Origin of the sequence: Roseinatronobacter bogoriensis DSM 18756 (assembly GCF_004366635.1) — a bacterium.
Taxonomy (GTDB): domain Bacteria; phylum Pseudomonadota; class Alphaproteobacteria; order Rhodobacterales; family Rhodobacteraceae; genus Roseinatronobacter; species Roseinatronobacter bogoriensis.
The window spans coordinates 289,484-314,285 of record NZ_SORN01000003.1 but is presented as its reverse complement, the minus strand read 5'-3'; the positions used below and the strand labels follow the sequence as shown (position 1 = coordinate 314,285).

The 24,802-nt window shown below is 60.4% G+C and carries 20 protein-coding genes; 11 read left to right on the top strand and 9 right to left on the bottom strand.

Annotated features, from left to right (window positions below; all coding sequences use genetic code 11):
* The first annotated feature begins 3 nt into the window (after positions 1–3).
* The 4 genes from EV660_RS09690 to EV660_RS09675 all read left to right on the top strand — a co-directional run bounded on the left by EV660_RS09690 (position 4) and on the right by EV660_RS09675 (position 4,816).
* The gene (locus tag EV660_RS09690) at positions 4–750 is read left to right on the top strand and encodes an ATP-binding cassette domain-containing protein (RefSeq protein ID WP_071479705.1); all 747 of its coding nucleotides are present in this window, start codon (positions 4–6) and stop codon (positions 748–750) included.
* Positions 750–2,189 carry a xylulokinase gene (gene xylB, locus EV660_RS09685; protein ID WP_071479706.1) on the top strand — a complete coding sequence of 480 codons (1,440 nt, stop codon included), beginning with the start codon at positions 750–752 and terminating at the stop codon, positions 2,187–2,189. The genes EV660_RS09690 and xylB overlap by 1 nt, the downstream gene beginning before the upstream one ends.
* Positions 2,186–3,487, top strand: a complete 1,302-nt coding sequence (gene xylA, locus EV660_RS09680; RefSeq protein WP_071479707.1) for a xylose isomerase — start codon at positions 2,186–2,188, stop codon at positions 3,485–3,487. Before xylB ends, xylA begins: the two co-directional genes overlap by 4 nt.
* Positions 3,488–3,790: 303 nt before the next feature.
* On the top strand, positions 3,791–4,816 hold the full coding sequence (locus EV660_RS09675) for a fatty acid desaturase (RefSeq protein WP_071479708.1): 1,026 nt from the start codon (positions 3,791–3,793) through the stop codon (positions 4,814–4,816).
* Positions 4,817–4,843: 27 nt separating this feature from the next.
* Here EV660_RS09675 and EV660_RS09670 read toward each other — a convergent pair whose 3' ends face one another.
* Complete coding sequence (locus EV660_RS09670; protein WP_071479709.1) at positions 4,844–5,788, bottom strand: LysR family transcriptional regulator; 945 nt, start codon at positions 5,786–5,788, stop codon at positions 4,844–4,846.
* 149 nt (positions 5,789–5,937) lie between these two features.
* On the opposite strand from EV660_RS09670, the gene xdhA reads away from it, so the two are divergent.
* The 4 genes from xdhA to guaD are packed head-to-tail and all read left to right on the top strand — an operon-like array spanning position 5,938 to position 11,817.
* Positions 5,938–7,389 carry a xanthine dehydrogenase small subunit gene (gene xdhA, locus EV660_RS09665; protein WP_071479710.1) on the top strand — a complete coding sequence of 484 codons (1,452 nt, stop codon included), beginning with the start codon at positions 5,938–5,940 and terminating at the stop codon, positions 7,387–7,389.
* Positions 7,386–9,698 (top strand): xanthine dehydrogenase molybdopterin binding subunit, encoded by a 2,313-nt coding sequence (gene xdhB, locus EV660_RS09660; protein WP_071479711.1) that lies wholly within the window; start codon positions 7,386–7,388, stop codon positions 9,696–9,698. The genes xdhA and xdhB overlap by 4 nt, the downstream gene beginning before the upstream one ends.
* Positions 9,695–10,516, top strand: coding sequence for a xanthine dehydrogenase accessory protein XdhC (gene xdhC / locus EV660_RS09655; RefSeq protein WP_071479712.1), 822 nt, complete (start codon positions 9,695–9,697; stop codon positions 10,514–10,516). Before xdhB ends, xdhC begins: the two co-directional genes overlap by 4 nt.
* An 11-nt stretch (positions 10,517–10,527) precedes the next feature.
* A complete protein-coding gene (gene guaD / locus EV660_RS09650; protein ID WP_071479713.1) occupies positions 10,528–11,817 on the top strand; it encodes a guanine deaminase in 1,290 nt (429 codons plus the stop codon).
* 335 nt (positions 11,818–12,152) lie between these two features.
* Here guaD and EV660_RS09645 read toward each other — a convergent pair whose 3' ends face one another.
* The 7 genes from EV660_RS09645 to EV660_RS09615 all read right to left on the bottom strand — a co-directional run bounded on the left by EV660_RS09645 (position 12,153) and on the right by EV660_RS09615 (position 19,558).
* The gene (locus EV660_RS09645; protein WP_071479714.1) at positions 12,153–14,432 is read right to left on the bottom strand and encodes a hybrid sensor histidine kinase/response regulator; all 2,280 of its coding nucleotides are present in this window, start codon (positions 14,430–14,432) and stop codon (positions 12,153–12,155) included.
* Positions 14,425–15,627: an FIST N-terminal domain-containing protein gene (locus EV660_RS09640; protein WP_071479715.1), complete on the bottom strand. Its 1,203-nt coding sequence runs from the start codon at positions 15,625–15,627 to the stop codon at positions 14,425–14,427. Before EV660_RS09640 ends, EV660_RS09645 begins: the two co-directional genes overlap by 8 nt.
* 100 nt (positions 15,628–15,727) lie before the next feature.
* Entirely contained in the window at positions 15,728–16,438 is a 711-nt protein-coding gene (locus EV660_RS09635) for a response regulator transcription factor (protein WP_232727362.1), read from the bottom strand.
* A gap of 345 nt (positions 16,439–16,783) precedes the next feature.
* Positions 16,784–17,224 (bottom strand): type II 3-dehydroquinate dehydratase, encoded by a 441-nt coding sequence (aroQ, locus tag EV660_RS09630; RefSeq protein WP_071481883.1) that lies wholly within the window; start codon positions 17,222–17,224, stop codon positions 16,784–16,786.
* A 47-nt stretch (positions 17,225–17,271) separates the two neighbouring features.
* Positions 17,272–18,018 (bottom strand): lysophospholipid acyltransferase family protein, encoded by a 747-nt coding sequence (locus EV660_RS09625; protein ID WP_071479716.1) that lies wholly within the window; start codon positions 18,016–18,018, stop codon positions 17,272–17,274.
* A complete protein-coding gene (locus tag EV660_RS09620; RefSeq protein WP_232727361.1) occupies positions 18,018–18,890 on the bottom strand; it encodes a cell division protein FtsX in 873 nt (290 codons plus the stop codon). The genes EV660_RS09625 and EV660_RS09620 overlap by 1 nt, the downstream gene beginning before the upstream one ends.
* Complete coding sequence (locus EV660_RS09615) at positions 18,887–19,558, bottom strand: cell division ATP-binding protein FtsE (protein ID WP_071479718.1); 672 nt, start codon at positions 19,556–19,558, stop codon at positions 18,887–18,889. Before EV660_RS09615 ends, EV660_RS09620 begins: the two co-directional genes overlap by 4 nt.
* Positions 19,559–19,740: 182 nt before the next feature.
* Here EV660_RS09615 and EV660_RS09610 point away from each other — a divergent pair, with 182 nt between their 5' ends.
* A complete protein-coding gene (locus tag EV660_RS09610) occupies positions 19,741–20,550 on the top strand; it encodes a zinc-ribbon domain-containing protein (protein WP_084634690.1) in 810 nt (269 codons plus the stop codon).
* A gap of 39 nt (positions 20,551–20,589) precedes the next feature.
* Here EV660_RS09610 and EV660_RS09605 read toward each other — a convergent pair whose 3' ends face one another.
* Positions 20,590–22,758: a transglycosylase domain-containing protein gene (locus EV660_RS09605; protein WP_071479720.1), complete on the bottom strand. Its 2,169-nt coding sequence runs from the start codon at positions 22,756–22,758 to the stop codon at positions 20,590–20,592.
* Positions 22,759–23,028: 270 nt separating this feature from the next.
* Between EV660_RS09605 and EV660_RS09600 the strand changes: the two genes are divergently transcribed.
* Positions 23,029–23,367, top strand: coding sequence for a P-II family nitrogen regulator (locus EV660_RS09600; RefSeq protein ID WP_071479721.1), 339 nt, complete (start codon positions 23,029–23,031; stop codon positions 23,365–23,367).
* 37 nt (positions 23,368–23,404) lie between these two features.
* Positions 23,405–24,757: an ammonium transporter gene (locus EV660_RS09595; protein WP_071481884.1), complete on the top strand. Its 1,353-nt coding sequence runs from the start codon at positions 23,405–23,407 to the stop codon at positions 24,755–24,757.
* Positions 24,758–24,802 lie beyond the last annotated feature (45 nt).

The following is a 24,802-nucleotide window of genomic DNA, read 5'->3' as shown; positions in this document are numbered from 1 at the left end:
ACCATGCAACCACTTGTGGAAATGCGAAATATCTCGATCGCCTTTGGTGGTGTACAGGCTGTGGATGATGTGTCCATCGACCTGTATCCGGGCGAGGTGGTGGGGCTTCTGGGCCATAACGGCGCTGGCAAATCCACCCTGATCAAGATCCTCTCAGGGGCTTATCGCGCCGACAGTGGCGAGATTCTGATTGACGGCAAAAAGGCCATCATCAACAGCCCCCGCGATGCCCGCGCGCATAATATCGAGACGATCCACCAGACCCTTGCGCTGGCCGATAACCTGCCAGCGCCCGCAAACCTGTTTCTGGGCCGCGAATTGCGCACCATGTTCGGGTTTCTGGATGACAGCCGCATGGAATCGGAAACGCGCAAGATCATGGCGCGGCTGAACCCCAATTTCAAAAAGGTGGCCGAACCTGTCAGCGCGCTGTCTGGCGGGCAACGCCAATCCGTGGCGATTGCGCGCGCAGTCTATTTCAATGCGCGCATCCTGATCATGGACGAACCGACTGCCGCCTTGGGCGTGCATGAAACCAAGATGGTCGCTGACCTGATCATGGAGTTGAAGGCCCAGGGGCTTGGCATTTTCCTGATCAGCCACGACACGCGCGAAATGATGTCGCTATGTGACCGTGTCAGCGTCATGAAAAACGGCCAGCTTATCGGCACCGAACGCGTCGAGGATGTGACCGAGGATGACATTCTGTCCATGATCATCATGGGTAAGAAAGCAGAGAAGGCGGCTTGATGTTTCTTGGGCTTGATCTGGGCACCTCTGGCCTGAAAGGGCTGGTGCTTGATGCGGCTGGCGGCGTCGTGGCGCAATCAGACGCGCCGCTTTCAGTCTCTCGCCCGCATCCCGGTTGGTCGGAACAGGACCCGGCAGACTGGACAAGCGCTGCAAGTGCGGTTTTGCGCGATCTTGCAGGCAAAATCGACATGGCCGCAATCACGGGCATCGGGCTTTCGGGGCAGATGCATGGGGCAACAGTGCTCGATGCGGCCGATCAGGTCTTGCGCCCCTGCATCCTGTGGAACGACACCCGCGCCCATGCACAGGCCGCGCGGCTGGACGCAGACCCGCGCTTTCGCGCGATCAGCGGCAATATCGTCTTTCCCGGCTTCACTGCGCCGAAACTCGTCTGGATGGCCGAAGAAGAGCCAGAGTTATTCGCACATGCCGCCAAGGTGTTGCTGCCAAAGGACTATCTGCGCCTGTGGCTGACGGGCGCGCATGTGGCCGAAATGTCAGACGCGGCGGGTACAAGCTGGCTGGATGTCGGCGCGCGCGACTGGTCTGATGATCTGCTCGCCGCCACTGGCATGACCCGCGCGCAAATGCCTGACCTTGTGGAAGGGTCAGCGGTTTCGGGTGGTCTGCGCGCAGCACTTGCGGCTGAATTCGGATTGCGCGCCGACATTCCGGTCGCAGGTGGCGCAGGCGACAATGCCGCGACGGCGATCGGGTTGGGCATTGCGCGCGGGGGGCAGGGTTTTGTCAGCCTTGGCACCTCTGGCGTGTTGTTTGCCGCCACCGACAGCTATGCGCCTGCACCGGAAACCGCTGTGCACAGCTTTTGCCATGCCCTGCCGGGGCAATGGCATCAGATGGGCGTCATTCTTGCGGCGACTGACGCACTGAACTGGTTTTCCGGCATAGCGGGGGTCAGTGCTGCCGATCTGACCGCCAGTCTGGGCGCGCTGAAAGCCCCCGGCCGCACCCTGTTCCTGCCCTATCTGGGCGGGGAACGCACCCCGTTAAACGATGCTGCAATCCGCGGTGCATTCATCGGGCTGGACCATGCAACCGACCGCGCCGCCGCAACCCGCGCTGTGATGGAAGGCGTCGTCTTTGCGCTGAAAGACTGCCAGCAGGCCCTTGCGGCCACCGGAACAAAGCTGGACACGCTGATTGCCGCTGGCGGGGGCGCGCGGTCGGACTACTGGCTTGCGGCGCTGGCGACAGCGCTGGATCTGCCGATCCTCGTGCCGCAAGCTGGCGATCATGGCGCCGCCCTTGGGGCCGCACGGCTTGGCCTGATGGCCGCCACCGGGGCGGGTGCAGATGCAATGCCGCTGCCCCCCATCGCGCGCGAGGTTGCGCCCGATCCCGCCCTGACTGCTGCATTCGCAGACACTTACACCCGCTACAGCGCGGCACAAACTGCCATCAAGGATCTGACATGACCAATTTTTTCGCAGACATCCCGCAACTGAGCTATCAGGGCGCTGACAGTGACAGCGATTTCGCCTTTCGGCACTACAACCCTGACGAGGTAGTGCTCGGCCGCCGGATGGAAGATCATCTGCGCTTTGCCGTGTGCTACTGGCACAATTTCGCATGGCCCGGCAATGACCCCTTCGGCGGCCAGACATTCCAGCGCCCCTGGTTTGGCGACACGATGGAACATGCCAAACGCAAGGCCGATGTCGCGTTTGACATGTTCCGCATTCTGAACGCCCCCTATTTCTGCTTTCATGACGCCGACATGCGCCCGGAGGGTGCCAATTTCGCGGAAAACACTCGCAATCTGGAAGAGATGACAGATTATTTCGCCGCCAAGATGGAAGCGGGCGGGCCGAAACTGTTGTGGGGCACGGCCAATCTGTTCAGCCATCGCCGCTATATGGCGGGGGCGGCCACCAACCCCGACCCCGATATTTTCGCTTTCTCGGCAGCAACGGTCAAAACCTGCATGGATGCCACGCAGCGCCTGAATGGCGAAAACTACGTGCTCTGGGGTGGGCGCGAAGGCTATGAAACCTTGCTCAATACCGACCTGAGCAAGGAGTTGGACCATATGGGTCGCTTCCTGTCGATGGTGGTGGATTACAAGCACAAGATCGGCTTCAAGGGCGCGATCCTGATCGAACCAAAGCCACAGGAACCCACCAAACACCAGTATGATTATGACGTGGCAACCGTGTTTGGCTTTCTGCAACGCTTCGGGCTGGAAAAGGAAGTGAAGCTGAATATCGAACAGGGTCACGCCATTCTGGCGGGCCATAGCTTCGAGCATGAAATCGCACTTGCGGCCAGCCTTGGCATTTTCGGCTCTATCGACATGAACCGGAATGACTATCAGTCAGGCTGGGATACAGACCAGTTCCCGAATAACACGCCAGAGGTTGCGATGGCCTATTACGAAATCCTGCGCGCGGGGGGCTTTACCACTGGCGGCACGAATTTCGATGCAAAACTGCGCCGCCAGTCGCTGGACCCCCAAGACCTGATCCTTGCCCATGCGGGCGCGATGGATGTGTGCGCACGTGGGCTGAAAGCGGCCGCCGCCATGCTGGAAGATGGCAAGCTGGAAGCCGCGCGCGCGGCGCGCTACGCTGGCTGGGACAAGCCAGAGGCGCAAGCGATGCTGCACAGCGATCTGGATCGTATCGCCGGGGATGTTCTGAGTCAGAATATCAACCCAAACCCGCGCTCTGGCAGACAAGAGCGGCTTGAAAACCTTGTGAACCGTTACCTGTAACCGCGCGGTCCTGCGTGACCAGTACCAAGCTATAACAGGGCAGATCATGCGAAAGTGCCGGTGATGGCACTTTCGCAGCGTTGCATTCAGGCACCGAAAAACAGAGTTTGCGCGGCTGATTTCCCCTTCAGATTGAAATCAATCAAATTTGTTAAAACGAAATCCAAAGTCGCGATCAAAATTGTTGAAGTACCTCTCGATAGCGAATATCCGATGGGGGCTGGAATGGGTCGATAGCTTAGCGCTTCTTGACAACGCTCAGCTATCCCGCCGGATGACTCCGGCCTCGACCGACAGGCTCTGATGAACAACGAAGTACTTCCCCCCCGCACCGCGCGCAGCTGGCTTTCTACTCTTGCGCGCTATCGTGACCCGACCACCTTTCGCAGCGTTTTTGAACTGGCCGCAACCCTTGTGCCTTTCTTTGCACTTTGGGCGCTCGCCTGGATGGCCCTGTCCATCAGCCCGTGGCTGGCACTTGTGCTGGCGGTCATGAATGGTGCGTTTCTGGTTCGGATATTCATCATCCAGCATGACTGCGGGCATGGGTCATTCCTCAAGAACCGCACAGCACAGGACTGGGTCGGGCGCGCGCTGGGGGTGCTGACCCTGACACCCTATGCCGTGTGGCGGCGCACACATGCGATTCACCACGCCCATCACGGCGATCTGGACCATCGCGGTATTGGCGATGTCACCACCCTCACGGTCGAGGAATATCGCGCGCGCTCCCCTTTCGGACGGTTCATGTACAGGCTTTATCGTCACCCCTTGGTGCTGTTCGTGCTGGGGCCAAGCTATCTGTTCATCCTGCAAAACCGCCTGCCGGTCGGGCTGATGAATGCGGGCTGGCGTTACTGGACATCGGCTATGGGCACCAATGCCATGATCGGCATCGCGCTGGCACTGATCATCTGGTTTGGCGGGTTGCTGCCGGTGCTACTGGTGTTTCTGCCAACGTCTGTGATTGCCGCCACGATTGGCGTCTGGTTGTTCTATGTGCAGCACCAGTTCGAACAAACGCATTGGTCCAAGGGTGAAGAGTGGCAGTTGCACGATGCAGCACTTGAAGGCAGTTCGCACTATGTGCTGCCTCAACCGCTGCGCTGGCTGTCGGGCAATATCGGCATTCACCATGTGCATCACCTTTATTCCCGCATTCCTTTCTACCGCCTGCCCGAAGTGATCCGCGATTTCCCTGAACTGGCCGAGGCCCAGCGCCTGACCATTGTCGAAAGCCTCTCGACAGTGAAGCTGCATCTTTGGGACGAGGTTCAGGGCAAACTGATCTCTTGCGCAGATGCGCATCGCCAATACGGGATTGCCTGATCGTGCAAAGGCGTGGCGCGGGTGTGGTTATGATCTGCGCACGCCCGAAACCTGCGCGGGCATTGTCATATCTGCCTTGGCAAAAGCCGCCTTGCAGGCCTTCACCATGTGATCAGCGAAAAGCCTGATCTTCGGGTCCTGATGGCGCCTGTGCGGATATAGGCAGGCAAATACCGCCGGAAGCGGCGGCGTTTCTGGCAAAACTGCAACCAGCGCCCCCGACTGAAGATGCGCCGACAGCTCGAAAGCCGGCCGGTTGACAAGCCCTGCACCCGCCACAGCCCAGTCGATCAGGACATTGGCATCATCACAATCCAGCCGCCCCGCCAGATCCAGCCGCAGCGGGCCTTCCGTGGTTTGCACAGTCCAGAAATACTCCGGCGAGCGGGGGTAGCGCAGCAGCAGGCACTCATGCAGCTTCAAATCCTCTGGCCGCGCTGGAACACCGCGCCGCGCCAGATAGTCGGGGCTGGCGGCAATCACCCTTGGCGCATCCATGATCTTGCGTTGCTTCAGACTGGATTCCGGCAAATCACCCAGCACGAAGGCCATATCAATCTGATCTTCCAGAATATCCACCCGCTTGTCAGACAGACGCAGATTGATACGAATATCGGGGTAATCCTGCCCGAACTGATAGGCCAGCGGCGCAACCAGCCTGCGCCCTATGCCCAGCGGGGCAGTCACCCGTATCGTGCCGCGCACATGGCCCGACAACCCCGAAACCGCCGCCTCGGCATCTTCCAGCGCTGTCACCACGCGGCGCGCATGGTCATAGAAATCGCGGCCAATCTCGGTTTGGGTCAGTTTGCGTGTGGTGCGGTTGAACAGGCGCACGCCCAGACGCGCCTCCAACTCCTTTATCCGCTTGCTGGCCACCGCCGGTGTCAGCCGCAAATCACGCCCCCCTGCCGTGATCGAGCCCAGCTCGCTGACGCGGATAAAAACGCGCAAGGACTCCAGATACGACATGACCCCTCCCCACCCTGAGAATGCACAGTAATTCGGCATAATTCCCAACGCCGCGTTGAAACAGTCTAACCGTTTTATCGCTTTCGTTGAAAGTGACATTCCAGCGGGAATTCTTATGTTAGGATAATATGAAAAAAAGGACGGTCTGAATGGCGCTGCGCCACACAATTCGATTCATGCTCAATGACCGCGCGCTCACGCTCACTTCGGTCGCGGCAACTGATATGCTGCTGGATCATCTGCGGTTGGATCAACGCTTGCGCGGCACCAAGGAAGGCTGCGCCGAAGGGGATTGCGGGGCCTGCACAGTGCTGGTCGGGCGGCCCGGCCCTGAAGGGCTGATCTATGAGCCGGTGAATGCCTGCATCCGCCCGCTGGCCACAGTTGATGGCTGTCATGTGGTCACAGTCGAACACCTGCGCGGCACCGATGGCGGGCTGCACCCCGTTCAGCGCGCGATGGTCGATCATCATGGGTCGCAATGCGGGTTTTGCACACCCGGCATTGTCATGGCGCTTTACGCGCTCTGGATGGAAACGCCCCACCCGTCCGAGGCACAGGTCGAACGCGCGCTGCAAGGCAATCTGTGCCGCTGCACAGGCTATGCCCCCATCATTCGCGCAGCTCTGACAATGGGCGATCACGGCACCACAGACCCGCTGATGGCAGAGCGTGACCGCGTTGCAACGCAGTTGCGCGACTGGCAGGACGGCACACGGGTCGATCTGGGCAAGGACAGCAGCCGCGCGATCCTGCCTGCCTCGGTCGATGATCTGGCCGCAGTTCTGACAGAACACCCCGATGCGCGCATCGTGGCTGGCGCAACCGATGTGGGCCTGTGGGTCACAAAATTCCTGCGTGATCTACCTGTGGCGGTCTTCATCAGCCATCTGGACGCGTTGCGCGGTATCACCGAAACAGACACAGCCCTGCATTTCGGCGCAATGGTCAGCTATGAAGGTGCACGCGTGCCCCTGCTGGCCCAATTCCCCCATATGGCCCGCTACTGGGACCGTATTGCAGGCTGGCAAGTGCGTGCAATGGGCACGCTGGGCGGCAATATCGCCAATGGCTCGCCCATCGGGGATGTGGCCCCACCCTTTATCGCGCTTGGCGCGCGGCTGGTGCTGCGCCACGGTCAGACGCGCCGCGATATCGCGCTGGAAGATTTCTTTCTCGATTATGGCAAGCAGGACCGTGCGCCCGGCGAATTTGTCGAAACCATAATCCTGCCCAAACCCGCACCGGGCGGCCTGTATGCAGCCTATAAGCTCTCCAAACGCCGCGATGAGGATATTTCCGCCGTGGCCGCAGGCATCAGCATCACGGTTGACGGGGGCATCATCACCGCTGCGCGACTTGCATTTGGCGGCATGGCCGCAACCCCCAAACGCGCCACCCATGCCGAAGCGGCGCTTATCGGGCAGCCCTTTACACTGGACAGCCTGCAAGCCGGGGCAACTGCATTGCGCGAAGATTTCACGCCCCTGACAGATATGCGCGCCAGCGCCGAATACCGGATGCGCGCCGCGCAAAACCTGCTGCTGCGCTTCTGGCATGAAACACAAGGCACGCCCGCCACGCTGGAGGATGCGCTATGAAAGACGACCCTCGTATCCGTGGGGCGGCCCATGACAGCCTGATCCATGATTCCGCCATAAAACATGTGACAGGCCGCGCCGAATATACCGATGACATCACCGAACCTGCTGGCACACTGCACGCCTATATCGGTGGCGCTGATATTGCACATGGCCGCATGACCGCGCTTGACCTTGCAGCCGTGCGCACCGCCCCCGGTGTGGTTGCAGTACTGACGGCGGAGGATATTCCGGGCCGCAATGACGTGTCGCCCACCGGGCTGATGGACGAGCCGATCTTCACGGATGACCTGATCCAGTATCACGGCCAGCCTATCTTCGCGGTCGTGGCCACAACCCGCGACGCTGCGCGCCGCGCTTGCGCGCTGGCACAGATCACGACCGAAGCCCTGCCTCATGCCACCGATATCGACGCCGCAGAAGCCGCAGGCTACCCCGATGTAACAGCGCCCCTGACGCTCCTGCGCGGCGACCCTGGCCCGGCGCTGGCAAGCGCGCCACACCGCATTACGGGCCGGATGCGTGTCGGCGGGCAGGACCATATGTATCTTGAAGGCCAGATCGCGCTGGCCATTCCGGGCGAAGATGACGAAGTGTCGCTGTCCGCGTCCACCCAGCACCCGTCCGAGGCGCAGCATATGGTCGCCCATGCGCTTGGCGTGCCGTCCAATGCCGTCGTGATCAATGTACGCCGGATGGGGGGCGGCTTTGGCGGCAAGGAAACGCAGATGAACCTGTTCTGCGCCATCGCCGCGATTGCCGCCAAAAGATTGGGCCGCGCGGTCAAGCTGCGCCCCGACCGCGATCAGGACATGATGATCACTGGCAAACGGCATGATTTCCGTATCGACTATGATTGCGGCTTTGACGATCAGGGGCGCATTCTGGCCGTGGACGGGGTGTTCGCTGCGCGCTGTGGCTGGTCGGCGGACCTGTCCGGCCCGGTAACCGACCGCGCGCTGTTTCATGCCGATAATGCCTATTACTACCCCGATGTGCGCCTGCGCTCGCGCCCGATCAAGACCAACACAGTCAGCAACACCGCCTTTCGTGGCTTTGGCGGGCCGCAAGGCGTGATCGCTGCGGAACGTATGATCGAAGAAATCGCCTATGCCCTTGGCCGCGACCCGCTGGAGGTAAGGCGTGCGAATTTCTACCGTGAAGGGGGCGATATCACCCCCTATCACCAGCGCGTCGAGGATAATATCCTGCCCCGGCTGGTCGATGAGCTGGAAGCCTCCAGCGACTATCAGGCGCGCCGGGCGCGGGTGCTGGAATTCAACGCCAAAGGCGGGATCATTCGCAAGGGCATCGCGCTGACGCCGGTCAAGTTCGGCATCAGCTTCACCGCGACATGGTACAATCAGGCCGGGGCCTTGGTGCATGTCTATAATGACGGCTCGATCCACCTGAACCACGGCGGGACAGAGATGGGACAGGGGCTTTATACCAAAGTCGCGCAGGTGGTGGCCGATGCGTTTCAGGTCGATATTGACCGCATCAAGATCACCAAGACCACGACCGAGAAAGTGCCCAACACCTCGGCTACGGCTGCAAGCTCTGGCTCGGACCTCAATGGCATGGCGGCGCTGGACGCCTGCGAACAGATCAAGGCGCGGCTGGTGGAATTTGCCGCGCGGCACTGGTCCGTTGCGCCCGATGCCGTTCAGTTCATGCCGGGGCGCGTGGCGGTGGGGGCGCAGGTCATCCCGTTTAACGAATTCATCCATGCCGCCTATATGGCGCGGGTGCAGCTTTCAGCCGCCGGTTTCTACAAGACCCCCGAAATCCATTGGAACCGCGCAGAAGGCAAGGGCCAGCCGTTTTATTACTTCGCCTATGGTGCGGCCTGTTCCGAGGTCAGCATCGACACACTGACCGGCGAGACACGTGTGGACCGCGCCGATGTGCTGCATGATGTTGGCCGTTCGCTGAACCCTGCACTGGATTTGGGGCAGGTCGAAGGGGCCTTTGTGCAAGGGATGGGATGGCTGACATCCGAAGAACTGGCATGGGATGACAAGGGGCGTTTGCGCACACATGCGCCCAGCACCTATAAAATCCCCCTCGCCTCTGACCGCCCGCGCATCTTCAACGTGCAGTTGGCTGATTGGTCCGAAAACACCAAGCCCACGATCAAACGCTCTAAAGCGGTGGGAGAGCCGCCCTTCATGCTGCCGATTTCCGTGTTCGAGGCGATTGGCATGGCCGTGGCCTCGGTCGCTGATTACCGCATCTGCCCAAGGCTGGACGCCCCCGCCACGCCGGAACGTGTGCTTATGGCGGTGGAACGGTTAAAACAGGCATGAGAGATGCGCGCGACATTCTGACCGGCGCGGCCTCTGTCATTCATGCCCGCATCACCCGCGTGCAAGGATCGTCGCCGCGTGACGAAGGGGCAGAGATGTTCATTACCGCCACAGCATTGGCAGGCACGATCGGCGGCGGGCAAGCCGAGTGGCAAGCACTCAATCACGCCCGCGACATGCTTGCACAAGACGAAATGCGCGGTAACCTCGATATCGCGCTGGGGCCGGAAATCGGCCAATGCTGTGGGGGGCGGGTCAGTGTGGAATTTCAGCGCCTTGGCGAAAGTCAGCGCGCCACCCATCTGGCGCGGATCGAACAGGCGCAGCGCCCGAATTTGCTGATCCTTGGTGCCGGGCATGTGGGCCGCGCACTGGCGCAGGTGGCGCTGACCCTGCCGTGGCAGGTGATCCTTGTGGATACGCGCGCCAGTGAACTGGCGCTGGTGGCCCACGGTGTGGACACCCGCCTGACCCCCCTGCCAGAGGCCGAGATTGCCAGCGCCCCCCCTGCCAGTGCCTATGTGGTCACAACCCATGATCACGGGTTGGATTTCCTGCTGACACTGGCCGCCCTGCGCCGCAATGACGCTGCCTATGTAGGGCTGATTGGATCGGCCACCAAACGCGCGCGGTTTGAACGTTTCGCACGCGACACTGGCGGCATAAGCGCTGAGAGGTTGGTCTGCCCGATTGGCGCGGCGGGTCTGGGCGACAAGCGCCCCGAGGTGATTGCCCTGATGACAGCGCAAGAGATTTTCACCGCCTTTCGCGCCGCGACCGACACCGATAGACATACGCATCAGCAGGCCCAAATCTGAAAGCTTTTTTCATGGAACGAAAAATTATCCGCGCGCGGCTGCTCAGCTTCTTGCGCGAACCCCAGACCCCGGACGACACCGAGAGCTTTCGCTATATCGAGGATGGCGGCCTGCTGATCGAGGGCGGCGCGATCCGCGCGTTTGATGATTTCGACCGCATCGACCGGACAGGGGCAGAGGTCATCGACCACCGCCCGCATCTGATCATGCCCGGTTTCATCGACACGCATTTGCATTTCCCGCAAACACAGGTGATCGCAAGCTGGGCGGCAGAATTGCTGGACTGGCTGAACGACTACACTTTCCCCGAAGAGACCCGCTATAGCGACCCCGAATTATGCGCGACGATGGCGCGGGCCTTTCTGGAAAGGCTGACAGATCATGGCACCACCACCGCTGTGGCCTATGCCTCGGTCCACGCCACATCGGCTGAGGCGCTGTTCGTTGAGGCCCATAGGCGCGATATGCGGCTGATCACCGGCAAGGTGCTGATGGACCGCAACGCGCCCGACGGGCTTTGTGACACAGCGCAATCGGGCTATGACGACAGCACAGCGCTGATCGCGCGCTGGCATGGCAAGGGACGGCTGGGCTATGCGATTACGCCACGTTTCGCCATCACCTCCAGCCCTGCGCAGATGGAAGCGGCGCAAGCGCTGGCGCAGAACCACCCTGAATGCCATATCCAGACCCATCTGAGCGAGAACCACGCCGAAATCGCGCTGTCGTGCCAGCTTTACCCTGACGCGGTGGATTACACCGATATCTATGCGCGCTACGGTCTGCTGCGCGACAATAGCCTGTTGGGCCATGCAATTCACCTGTCCGACCGAGAGATTGGCGCTTTGGCAGAGGCAGGCGCGAAACCCGTGTTTTGCCCGACATCGAACCTTTATCTTGGGTCAGGGCTGTTTAATGATAACAAGCTGCGCGCGGCGGGCCTGTGCAATGCGATTGCCAGCGATATTGGCGGCGGGACCAGTTATTCGATGCTGCAAACATTGGCAGAGGGCTACAAGGTGTTGCAATTGCAAGGCCAGCGCATGCACCCCTACCGCGCATTTCACTGGATCACGCGCGGCAATGCCGTGGCGCTGGGGCTGGTGGACCGTATCGGCACGCTGGACGCGGGCAGCGAAGCGGATTTTGTAGTCCTTGATGCGGGCGCCACACCCGCAATGGCCCTGCGCATGGACCGCGCGCGCAACCTGATGGATGAGTTGTTCACCCTTCAGGTCATGGGCGATGATCGCGCCGTGGTGCAGACCTATGTTGCAGGGCGCGCACAGAAGGCAATCTGATCGTGCGCGGCAAGTGGCAAGGGGGCCGGTGCTTCAGGCTGTTTGGTCGGAGATGGTCGTTGTGCGGGACTTTGCAGACGTAGCTGTACTGGGTGCCAAGCCGCGCAGTGTCGGGCCGCGGTGCGGCGATCCAAGGCTTACTCTGTAGCGCTTTATGCTGGCCAAGCCCCTGAAAGATCAGATCGTTGCGCAGGTGGCAGCCAAATCGCCGTGCCGTGGGGGCGGCCCGGCGATGCGCGGCGGCCTTTGGCCTTGATTCCGCGCTTGGTGCGTTCATCCACCATCCGCAAATCCCCCACAACCGTCATCATAAATCTTGTCTTGAATTGCGAGCGCTAGGCATCATGCACCGTTTGCCGCAGCCAGTAGCTGTGGTCGCCCTTTGCGGCGGGCAAGCTGTCTGCCGCGTCGCTATCGCGCGCATATAAAGGCACCTGTTGCAGCAGACGGCGCAACCGGCGCAGGCCAAGAGGCTTGGTCATCAGCAAAATTCCGGCATCTTCGGCCTGCCCGACCAGTTCGGGGCTGTGATTGGCCGTTATCAGCACGGCCGGAACCGGCCCGTGGCGCGCGCGCAACGCCTCTATCAGGGCAAGTCCGGTCGCGCCCCCGTCCAGCTGGTAATCTGCAAGGATCACATCCGGCGGCACGCCAAGTTCTGCAATCACGGCCTCGGCCTCGGCCAGGGTCGTCGCCTCGATCGGGCTTGCGCCCCAGTCTTCCAGCACTCCCATCATGGCATGGCGCACATCGGCATCATTTTCCACGACAAGCACAAGCATGTCATGCAAAAGGCCGCGCGGTTCTGACACAGGCGGGGTTGCCGGGTTTTCGTGTGGCGCATTGGTCTGGGGCACAGTCACGCTGAACATCGTGCCGCGCCCCAAAGCGGAACTCAACGATAATGGATGTTGCAGCAGCGCGCAGGCCTGTTCCACAATCGCCAGCCCAAGGCCCATGCCCCCGTCACTTCCGGCAGGGTCCAGCCGGGTGAATTCCTTGAAGATATCCGCCTGCCTGTCTTCCGGTATGCCGGGACCAGTATCCCAGACCTCTATGCGCAGCACGCCGCCCCGGCGCCGCACACCCAGCACCACGCGCCCCCGTTCAGTATAGCGGATCGCGTTCGACAGCAGGTTTTGCAATATCCGCTTCAGGTAGATCTGATCGCTGATGACAAATGCGCGCGATGGCATAACGCGCAACTGCAAACCCCGCGCCTGTGCCAGTGGGGTGAATTCCTCGCGCAGGCGGTCCAGCAGGGGGGCAAGCGCTAGCGCCTCTGGCTTGGCGCGTGCCGCCCCGATGTCGAATTTCGAGATATCCAGCAAAGCACCAAGGATCTGTTCGACTGACCCGAAGGCGCTGGTGATCCGTTCGGTCAAGCGCGCCTGTGCAGCGGGCTGGTCCATCGCAGAGAGCGAGGCGAGAAACAGTTTTGCAGCATTCAAGGGTTGCAACAGGTCATGGCTGGCCGAGGCGACGAAGCGCGACTTCGAGGCATTCGCGCGCTCTGCCTCGTCGCGGGCGGATTCCAGTTCGACCGTGCGGGCGCGCACGCGGGCCTCCAGGGTTTCGTTCAGGCGGTGCATCTCGGCGATGGCGCGGCGTTCCTTGGTCATGTCGGTAAAGGACATCACGAAGCCCCTGTCGGGCATGGCCTGCGCCGACAGTTCCAGAACGCTGCCTTCATCCTGCACGATTTCCAGCGTCAAGGGCGGGCGATAGGGGGGACCATTCACCCAGTCAGTCAGCGCTGCACGAATATTGCCGCGCCCCAACTGCCTGCGCCGCATCAGGTTGTTCAGCAAGGCAGTAAACGGGGTGCCATGCGCCAGCAGATCTACGGGTGGGGAAAACAATTCGCGCAGCCGCCGGTTCCAGCCTGCAAGCCGGGCCTTGGCGTCAAAGATCATGACGCCCTGATCAATATGGTCCAGCGTTGCGCGCACCATCTGGGCCTGTTCATCCAGCAGTTTGGCGCGTTCCTCGCGCGCGTTGCGCACCATGCCGGTCACATCGGTCTGGGTCACGGCGGTCCCGCCAGAGGCCATGCGTTGTTCCGACACCTGAAGCCACTGATCCTCGACCAGCGGCACCATGAAATTCACGTCCCGCCTACGGTGGCTGTCTATGCGCTGCGTCACCCACAGGCGGCGCGCATTCACATCAGGCAGGTTTAGCGCCGGGCTTTCGGACACGATGCGCACATAATCCCGAAAGGACAGGCCCGGCCCGATCCGGCGGCGCACATCGGGCAGGTCCGCGCAGAAGCGTGAATTCCACATGGTCAGCGTATCGCTGGCGTCAAACATGGCAAAGCCTTCGCCCATCGCTTCCAGCGCATCGGCCAGATGGTTGCGCGCGTCGATTGCGTCGCGTTCGGCCTGTGACAGGCGCGCATTGGCGACGCGCAACCGGTCCAGCGTTTCGGCCAGATCGCGGGTGCGGGTGCGGACCTGTTGTTCCAGCGCGACAACATGGCTAAGCTGCCCCATTGGGCGGCTGGGGCTTTGCGCACGTTCGGACCGGTCCATCAAGGCGATGACAACCGCGCGCAAGCGGGCGTTTTCTTCCTCAATGCTCAACCCTTCTGTCAGGATGGTTTCAAGCATTCGCGGGCGCTCCGGTCTGGCGCGGAAAGAAGGCGGATGCCTGCATCGCGTCGGTGTCTTCATCGGGCGGATAGAATGCCAGCCCGGTAAATGTCTGGTTCACATGCACTAGGTTGAACTGCTCTCCGTAGGTGTTGAAGCCGGTGACACCATATGCATCCAGCACGCGCGAGATACGGTGGCGGGTTTGGGTATTCTCGGCCTCCAGACGGCGCAGGATGCAGTCGCAGGCCAGAATTGTGGGGCGTTCGCCCTTTGGGGCAAGGCGGGCAAGTTCGCGTTCCAGATGCGCCTCCAGATCGGTGCTTTGCGCAAGGCGCAGGACAAGGCCCGGCTCGATCGCGGAAAAAAACCGCAAAGTGCCATCTGGTTCGACCCGCTGGATGGCAAGCACATGATGTTCATCCCCGATTTTCGAGACCACCGGATTGGCCGCAAAGATGAACGGTGAAAGCTGTTGCGGGTCTTTGCCCAGAATACGGGCATATTCCGGCCCGGCGGGCATACCGTTGATTTCGCGCACCAGACGTTGCGCGGGGCAGGCATTGGTCACGACCATACGCTGGTCGGTGGGTTCCAGATGATCGAAACGAAAGGCCGTGATCCGGCACGGCGTGCGCAGCACCGCCAGCACGGCGGCATCGGTCATGAACCGCGCGCCATGCAGCACGAATGTCTTGCCAAAGCGCAACCCATCGCCGGCAGAGCCGCCCACAAGCGGGCTTTGGCCCAGCGCCTCGGACAAGGCCCAGACAAGCTGATCTTCCATCATGGACAACCCGTCAGTCAGCAAAAACGCCACTTCATTAGCCCAATCGGCTGTGGAAAATGTGACCTCTGCGCGCAATTCAAAGGCCAGATCGCGGGCGGTTTCGGGGCTGAAGCGATGCAGGTTGGTCAGACAGCCTGTCGCCACACGAAACAGGCTGCGCGGCAGCCCAAGCGCCACGATCTGCCCTTCCAGATAACCGCCTGAGGCTATCTCTCCGGCGGTGGTACAGCCAATGATCCGGGTCACACCGTCGAGGGGGGCAAGGGCGTGTTCCAGTGTGGGCAAGTCATGGCCTTCGCCCACAAACAGGATGATCAGCGCCAGATCGGGGCAGGACAGTTGCGCCAGCACATCGGAAATGGCCCGCGCCGTGTCCGGTTCGGATGATTGCGCGCGCGTGATGAATGCCTCTGACCGCAGCATCTGGCGCTCCTCCCTATGGCCATCAGCGGGGTGCTGTCTGCTTCGACAACGCAACCAGTCTAGCGCAAGATTTGCAGGTCACGCAAAGAGTTTGGTTGCGTCAGGGCTTGGCCTTGTCGCGCAGGATTTCGGCATAGCTGGCAGAATTTGCAATCCGCACGGCCTGTGTGCGGCTTTGTGCGCCAAGCTTGCGCAGGATCGCGGTGACATGGGCCTTGACCGTGGTTTCACTGATCGACAACTCATAGGCGATCTGCTTGTTCAGATAACCTTCGCAGACCAGCGCCAGAATCCGGCCCTGTTGCGGTGTCAGTTCAGACAGGCGGTCAATGGCGTCACGCTCGGCATCGGGGTCCGCGTCTTTGGCAGGGGGGGTGTAATCACACGGCAGGTAGCTGCCCCCTTGCGACACGGCACGGACAGCGGCAACAAAGTCTTCGCGGGGGCTGTGTTTTGGGACAAACCCCGCCGCGCCCGCATGCAGCACTGCGGTAATGATCCGGTCGTCCGACATGGAGGAGACAACGATCACGGGAACCCCCGGCGCAGCGTTGCGCAGGCGTGTCAGGCCATCAAGTCCCGCGACATCGGGCAGGTTGAGGTCCAGCACAATCGCATCCACTTCCAGCCCGCTGCGAAATGCCTCGAGCGCGGCGCCAAGTGAATCCCGCGTTTCGATCTGCGACAGGCCCAGAGCATCGGACAATGTCATTTGCAGCGCTTCGCAAAACAGGGGATGATCGTCGATCACCAGTATCATCTCGCCCCTCTCTCTGGTGACTGCATTCATTGTAATCATTGATTCACGCATCACATGCTCGTTCGCGCTGCCGTTGAACTTAGGCCAAAGCATAGCAACAAGGCGCGCGAATTTTACCCCCTTCAATAGTCTTAAGGACAGATACGGGCATTCAGCAAGGTGTTTCCTGCCTGTCTTGCGCGTGTTGTTGGGGGGGGCGGGTGCAAAGCCGTGCAGCGTCGGGCCGCGGTGCGGCGATCCTCGGTTAAATCTGTGGCGTTTTATGCTGGCCAAATCCGCGCAAGATCAGATCTTTACGCTGGTGGCAGCCAAATCGCCGTGCCGTGGGGGCGGCCCGGCGATGCGCGGCGGCGCTTTGCGCCTTGATTCCGCGCCGCTCAAAGCCCGCAGCGCACCTTAGCCCAGCAAGCGGGCCATATGCTGTAGCGCCAGCAAATACCCTTGCGTGCCGCAACCGGAAATCAGCGCATCGGCGCGGGCGCTGATATAAGAATGGTGGCGAAACGCCTCGCGTTTGTGGATATTGGAGATATGCACCTCGATCACCGGCCCCTCGAATGCGCTGAGCGCATCCAGAATGGCAACCGAAGTATGCGTAAAGGCTGCCGGATTGATAATGATGCCTTGGGCTGCGCCCCGCGCATCATGGATCATGTCAATCAGCACACCTTCATGATTGGATTGCCTGCACCTGACCTGCATCCCGAGTTCCTGACCAAGCCGGGCACAGGCATTCCCGACATCTTCCAATGTCTCATGGCCATAAATTTCTGGCTGGCGCTGCCCCAGCAGGTTCAGGTTCGGGCCATTAAGAATTTCGATCTTCGCGGTTGCCATTTTTGCCCCTCTTGTCGCTTTTGCTGTCCGGTGCCCCGGCGTCACTATCACATTTCTGCGCTTTGGCGCAGTTGTTCGCGGGCTTCATCCGCCAGCTTGTCCGATGTTTCTTCGACCTGCTGCTCCAGTTCCGTCAGGAAGGACCGAAGCGGCCGGCCAGCGGGAATAGGTGGCAAGAATTCGACCACCGCAAGACCGGGTTTGCGAAACAGGCTATGGCGGGGCCAGAACATACCGACATTCGTGGCGACAGGCACGCAATCCTGTGCCAGTTCTTCGTATAGTACCGCAGTTCCCACCTTATAGGGCATCTTTACGCCGGGCGCGACGCGGGTGCCTTGGGGATAGATAATCAGTTGGCCTGCCTCTTCCGTGCCCGCCTTGACCCGCGCGGTCATTTCCTTGATGGCCTGTCCACGCTTGCCACGATCAACCGGCACGCACCCCACGCGCAAGGCATACCAGCCCAGAATCGGGGCATAGACCAGTTGCTTTTTCATGATGAAACGCGGACGTGGGAGTGCGCCGAAGATCATGATGATATCGAAAAAAGACTGGTGCTTTGCCGCGATCAGAACCGCGCCCTGCGGCACCTCTCCACGGATTTCCGAACGCAACCCCGCAATCACGGCAGCAGACCAGCGCACATAGCGGCAGTAAATATGCATCGCCCGCAAAGCCCCTTCGCGGCGCAGTATGGCATAGGGCAGAAACACCACGGCCAGCACCAGCATGGCGAGATACATTTGCCCGATAAACACAACGGACCGGACCCATTGCACAGCGTGACGCATCAGGTAACCCCTCTGAGGACGTGAAAAGCAGTCGCCATGCTGGCGACCCAGGCAAGGGCTGTGGTCAAAACGGGAATGACAAGCGGCAACACCCAACCCACGCCCTGAAACCCGATTCCCGCCAGAAGATGGGCCGTGCCCTGCAACTCTGGCATGGTTAAAAGCGCAAGACATGCGGCCAGCGTGCCCACGGATGCGCCCAGCGCAGCCCTGCGTGAAATTCGGCGCACAAAGGCGCGCGCGATAAAGCGGTCCTTGGCACCGACCAGACGCAAGACCTTGATCACCTGCCCGTTAGACGCAAGGCTTGCACTTGCCGCAAGCGCGATGATCGCGGACATCACCGCCCCGATCAAAACCAGGGAAAAGACCGAGAAGGCGCGCATTCGGGCCGCCGCCTGCACCAGCGGCCTGCGCCAGCGGGTGTGGTCGTCATAAACAGCGCCCGGCGCCTCGGCGCTCAGGCGCAAGCGCAGGCCTTGACGGTCTGGCCCCTCCTCCGTCTCGCGCAGCTCTATCAGGCGGGGCAATGGCAGCGCATCCAGCGGCAGGTCAGGGCCAAGCCATGCTTCCAGCAATGCGGCCTGATCTTCGGCCACCATGACGCGGGCCTCGGCAATGCCGGGTGTGGTGCGCAAGACATCCAGAACAATGGCGGTTTGCGCCTCCATCTCATCTGCGGCGGCTGATATGCGAACGGTCGCGGTCTGCGCGAGTGACGCGGACCAGCCGCGCGCCAGATTTGCTGAAGTGACCGAAAGCGCCAGCGCAAATACGGCCAGAAAGCCCATCGCCGCCGCGCTGAGGGTGATCAGCCAGTTGCTTTGCCCGGACCCCGGCACCACCAGATCGGAGATCGCGCGCGCACTCACAATTCTGCCCCTGCAATCTGCAACTTGCGCCCCGAGAAGCGCAGCACGCGTGCATTGACATGCGCTTTTGCAAAACGGATCAGATTCATGTCATGCGTTGCGATCACGATGGCAGTACCCATTCGGTTCAATTCGACCATCAGCATCAGCAAGCGCTGCGACATTTCCCAGTCGAGGTTTCCCGTAGGTTCATCCGCCAGCAACAGTGTGGGTGCGACGATGACTGCGCGCGCAAGAGACGCACGCTGGCGTTCCCCGCCTGACAGGGTTGGCGGCAGGGCTTTTGCATGCTCTCCCAGTCCCACCCAGCCCAGCAGGTCTGTCAGGTCACTTTCGGTCAATTCGCGGCCCGTTGTAGTTAATGGAAGGCCCACATTCTGTTCGACGGTAAGATGATCCAGAAACTGACAATCCTGATGCACAACGCCTATGCGCTGGCGCGTTTCGGCCAGTTGGTCGCGGGTCATCTGCCCCAGATCGCGGCCCAAAACGCTGACCTGCCCGGCGCTAGGTTGCAATTCGCCATAACACAGTTTCAGAAAGGTGCTTTTGCCAGCCCCGGAAGGGCCTGTCAGAAAATGGAAACTGCCTTGTTCCAGCCGCAGCGAGACGTCGCGAAACAGCGGGCCGCCGCCGTAGTCATGCGATACATTGTCCAAGACAATCATGAACGGTCCGGAGTTGCGCGGATTTGCCAGTTATCAGGCACGCTCTCCCCCCAAAGACCGACCATTTTGCGAGTTCCCATCATCTGACCTGTTAATAAACTTGGAGAACGCCTTCACGCTTGCTACATCATACTGGATGGCTCGCCAATGCCCCGCGTTGCGGTTTTGACCAAGGAAATGTCATGCGTATAGTCTGCACGGAATGTACCGCTCAATATGAAATTGACGCCTCGCTCTTGCCTGATGCAGGGCGAGAGGTTCAGTGTTCTTCTTGCGGGCATGTCTGGTTTCAGGAGAAATCCTCGCAAGTGGCACCAACAGCCAGCCCGCAAGAGCCGCCGCGCCAGCCTGTGAACGAACCTGAAGCAAAGCAACCTTCAGAGCCGATGGCGAAACCGGAATCAGAGCCGAAGCCAGTAGCGCAGAAGGAACCGGGGCCGGAAACTGAGAAGCCCTCTGCGCCAGACGCAAGCGAAACGCTCGCACCCCCGCCACCGCCACGCAAGGTGGATGAAAAGGTTCTTGAAATCCTGCGCGAGGAAGCGGAATTCGAAAGCCGCCAGCGCGCCAAGGAAGCTGAAACCCTGGAGTCCCAGCCGGATCTGGGGCTTGCCAGCCCGGAGCCCTGGCCGACCGAGCCAAAGGCGAAGACCCCGACCGCGCCGGAGGATACCCAAGTCGAAGCCCCGAAATCCGCGCAAGCAACCTTTCCGGATATCGAGGATATCAGCGCATCACTGGAACCTATCGGAAACAGCCGGGGGCGACGCAAGAGCGGGGAATTCGATCTGCCCGCCACGACAGATATGCGCAGACGCAGTTTCCGAATTGGGCTGGCTTTGCCGATATTGGTCGCGGTGATCTTGATCCTGCCCTACCTTCTGGCGCCGGATATCATTTCTGCATTGCCCGCATCAGAGCCAGCCTTGACCGGGTATGTCACAACGGTTGACGAAATCAGACTGCGTCTTGCCGCCTTGCTGAACAGTTGACCCACGCTGCAGTGTGACAAGCGCGGTTAAACTGCGCTGTCAATTTCCCCCGAAGATGGAGCCAAGCACCCCTCTGATCGTGTCTTCGAGGGTGTTACCGATGTTTTGCCCGGAAAACGGTTGAGCATCGGGGGCAGGCGCGGTTTGCGGTGCCTCAAGGACAGGGCGTTCAGGCACGATCATTGGCAGCGGACGGGCGGGCACGCCATTATGCACACGCTCCATCGCTTCGCGCCATATCTCGGCAGGCAGGCCACCTCCGGTCACACCCTGAAGCGGCGAGTTGTCGTCATACCCCATCCAGACCCCGGCGACATAATCGGCCGTGTAGCCGATGAACCACGCATCCCGAGAGGCTTGCGTGGTGCCGGTCTTGCCCGCGACCTCTCGGTCATTCAGACGCGCGCGCCCGCCGGTTCCATCAGTCACCACCTGTGTCATCATCCATGTCAGGACCTGTGCCGAACGCTCTGAGATGACGCTTTCGCCCACGCCGGCGCGGGCCTCGAACAAGGGAGCGGATTCTTGCAGCAGGCGAAGCTGTTCGATGCCATAGGGCCGCACGACATTGCCGCCGCTAAGAATACCTGCATAGGCAGCGGTCATTTCCAGAAGATTGGCTTCTGATGCGCCCAATGCCAGTGCCGGACCTTCGGCAAGGTCACTATGCAAGCCGAACTGGTTTGCCACTTCGCGCACACGCTCGCGTCCCATCGCCTCGGATATGCGGACTGCGGGGGTGTTGAGGGACCGCGCCAAGGCTTCGGTCATGGTGACAAAGCCACGGAATTCATTGTCGTAGTTTCGTGGCGACCATGCGCCCGAACCCGGGGTGGTAATGGTCAAGGGCGCATCTTCGACAATATCAAACGGCTCGAACCCGTTTTCCAGCGCAGCGGCATAGAGGAAAGGTTTGAATGCCGACCCTGTCTGGCGCATGGCCTGCGTTGCCCGGTTAAAGCCCCCGACACTGGCAGAGCGCCCCCCCACCATGCCGCGCACGGCCCCATCCGGGGACATGACGACCACCGCAACCTCTGCTTCGGACCCGTCGCGCACACGGGTGTCGAACACATGGGTCACCGCCTCTTCAATGGCGGTCTGGATGCGCGGGTCAAATGTGGTGCGCATCATCACATCTTCGGTTGTGTCGCGTGTCAGAAAGGCGGGGCCTGACTGCATGAGCCAATCAGCAAAAGCGATCCCGCGCTGCGCTTCGGCGCTGCTGGAAAGCGTTGCAGGGTAGGAACGTGCCTCTGCGAGTTCGTATTCGGTCAGATAGCCCTGTTCATGCATCAGGCCGATCACCACATTCGCGCGGGCTTGGGCGCGGGCAAGGTTGCGCGTCGGCGCAAAGGTCGAAGGGGCGACTAGCAATCCGGCCAGCATCGCGCCTTCGGCTGGGCCGACCTCATTCGCGGAACGCCCGAAATAGCGCTGTGACGCAGCTTCAAACCCGCGCGCGCCCGCCCCAAGAAAGGCGCGGTTCATGTAGATTGTCAGAATCTCGTCTTTGGAAAAGCTGGCCTCCAGGGCGAAGGCAAAGGGCAATTCCTTGATCTTGCGCCAGATGGTGCCACGGCGGCAATCGGCCTCGTACGCCGCTTCGGACGACCATTCATCGGGGTCAAACGGGACACCAAGGCACAACAGTTTCGCGACCTGCTGCGTGATGGTTGACCCGCCCGCACCGGAAAACGCGCTGCGCCCCGACTGCATGTTTGACCGGATCGCCCCTGCAATCCCGCGCGGGGATACGCCCAAATGGCTGTAGAAACGCCGGTCTTCTGTCGCGATGATCGCATTCTTCAGATAGGGCGACACTGTATCGGCCGTGATGATCCCGCCAAATGTTTCGCCCCGCCAGGCAAAGACATTGCCCGAGGAATCGGTCATTGTGACGGAACCGCGCGCACGCGCATCCAGCAAATCGCCCAAGGGCGGCATGACCATGTAATAATAGGCTGACGCAAGAAACAGCAGCATGGCAACCGTTGCGCCAAGCCGCCATGTAACACCCCAGATCAGTTTCCAGATCAGGCCGACAGTTGCAGCGATGAACCTGACAAAGATATTACCGGATTTGCGCTTTGCAGGCGCGGTTTTTCGCACGGCCGCCTTCCTCGGGCGCGCCTGCGCTGTCCGGGAAGGTCGCACTTCGCGCCGGTCAGCGGTAAGTTTGCGACCATTTCCGCCAGAATTGCCCATAGGAAACCTCAAAAACGCTTTTGGTCTATCTGCCACCATCTTGGCGAAATTACCACCTCTATCGCGGTAAGTTGTACTGGCCCAAGCCAGCAACCGATTACCACTTTGCCCAATTTATGGGCATTGATGGAAATTTGTGCACATTTTTTTCCATTTTCGCGCCCTGCACCTGCTGCAGCGCGGCAAAATATTGAGACTCGGTGAATGCAGACCCCTCATTAGCAGCGTGCGGTCCGATGGACTCTCGCTCTCGAAGAAAGGGGATGACCTGTGAAATACATCATAGCGGCAATAAAACCGTTCAAGCTTGAAGAGGTACGCGAAGCGCTGACCTCGATCGGCGTGCGCGGAATGATGGTTACCGAAATCAAGGGATTTGGCGCGCAATCCGGCCATACCGAAATCTATCGCGGTGCGGAATATGCGGTGAATTTCGTGCCCAAACTCAAGCTGGAAATCGCTGTGTCCGATGCAATGGCCGAACAGGTCGTCGACACGCTGCAAAAGACAGCACGCACCGACAAGATCGGAGATGGCAAGATTTTCGTTCTGGACCTTGCAGCCGCGACACGCGTGCGCACCGGGGAAACCGGTGATGACGCGCTCTGAGATTTCGGCGGGACACTTTCAAAAAGGACAAATGCAGATGCAACTGAAAAAGACACTCCCACTCGCGGCCACGGTGCTCTTGTTGCCCAGCCTTGCGATGGCACAGGAGGCCGAGGTCGTCGCGGACGCGATGGAAGCCGTAACCGCATTGAATACCGAAATGGTATTCATCATGAATTCGCTGCTGTTTCTGGTTGGCGGCTTTCTGGTTTTCTTCATGGCAGCCGGTTTCTGTATGCTGGAAACAGGGCTTGTCCGGTCCAAGAACGCGACGATGCAGGCCACCAAGAACGTGGCGCTGTTTTCACTGGCGGCAATCGCCTATTTCCTTGTTGGCTTCAACCTGATGTACCCGCTGGGTGACTGGGTTGTCGAAGGCTGGCTGGGCGGCATTTCCCCAACCGTACTGGAACCTGTGGGCGTTGCACTTGAAGATGTCGATGACATTGAATACGCCTCCATCGGGTCGGATTTCATATTCCAGCTGATGTTCTGTGCGGCTGTCGCCTCGATCGTGTCAGGTGCCGTGGCAGAGCGTATCAAGCTGTGGCCCTTCCTGATATTCGTCGTCATCCTGACAGGTATCATCTACCCGATCCAGGCAAGCTGGAGCTGGGGCGAAGGCTTCCTTGACGAGATGGGCTTCTCTGACTTTGCAGGTTCGTCCATCGTGCATGCCGCAGGCGGCTGGGCTGCGCTGGCTGGTGTGATTGTGCTGGGTGCGCGCTATGGTAAATATGGCAAGGACGGCAAGGTCACTGTCATGCCGGGTTCCAACCTGCCGCTGGCGACACTGGGTATGTTCATTCTGTGGCTGGGTTGGTTCGGCTTCAATGGCGGCTCGCAGCTGGCCATGGGCACGATTTCCGATGTGGCTGATGTCAGCCGGATTTTCGCCAACACCAACACAGCCGCTTCGGGTGGTGCTGTTGCTGCGCTGATCCTGTCAACCATCGTGTACAAAAAGCCTGACCTGACCATGGTGCTGAACGGCGCGCTGGCTGGTCTGGTTTCGATCACGGCAGAACCGCTAACCCCGTCGCTGGGCGCTGCAACGCTGATCGGTGCTGTCGGTGGTGTAATCGTTGTGCTGACTATTCCACTGCTGGACAAGTTCAAGATCGACGATGTTGTGGGTGCGATCCCGGTTCACCTGTTCGCCGGTCTGTGGGGCACGATGGCTGTGCCGCTGACCAATAGCGATGCAAACTTTGTCACGCAGTTTGTGGGCATGGCGGCAATCGGTATCTTCATGTTCTTTGCATCGCTGGTTGTCTGGCTGATCCTGAAAGCGGTGATGGGTATTCGCATCAGCGACGAAGATCAGGTCACAGGTCTGGACAAGACAGAGATGGGCATGGAAGCCTATCCGGAATTCAGCAACAGCTGATCATTTCACGAAACACAAGAAAGGCCCTGCATTCGCGGGGCCTTT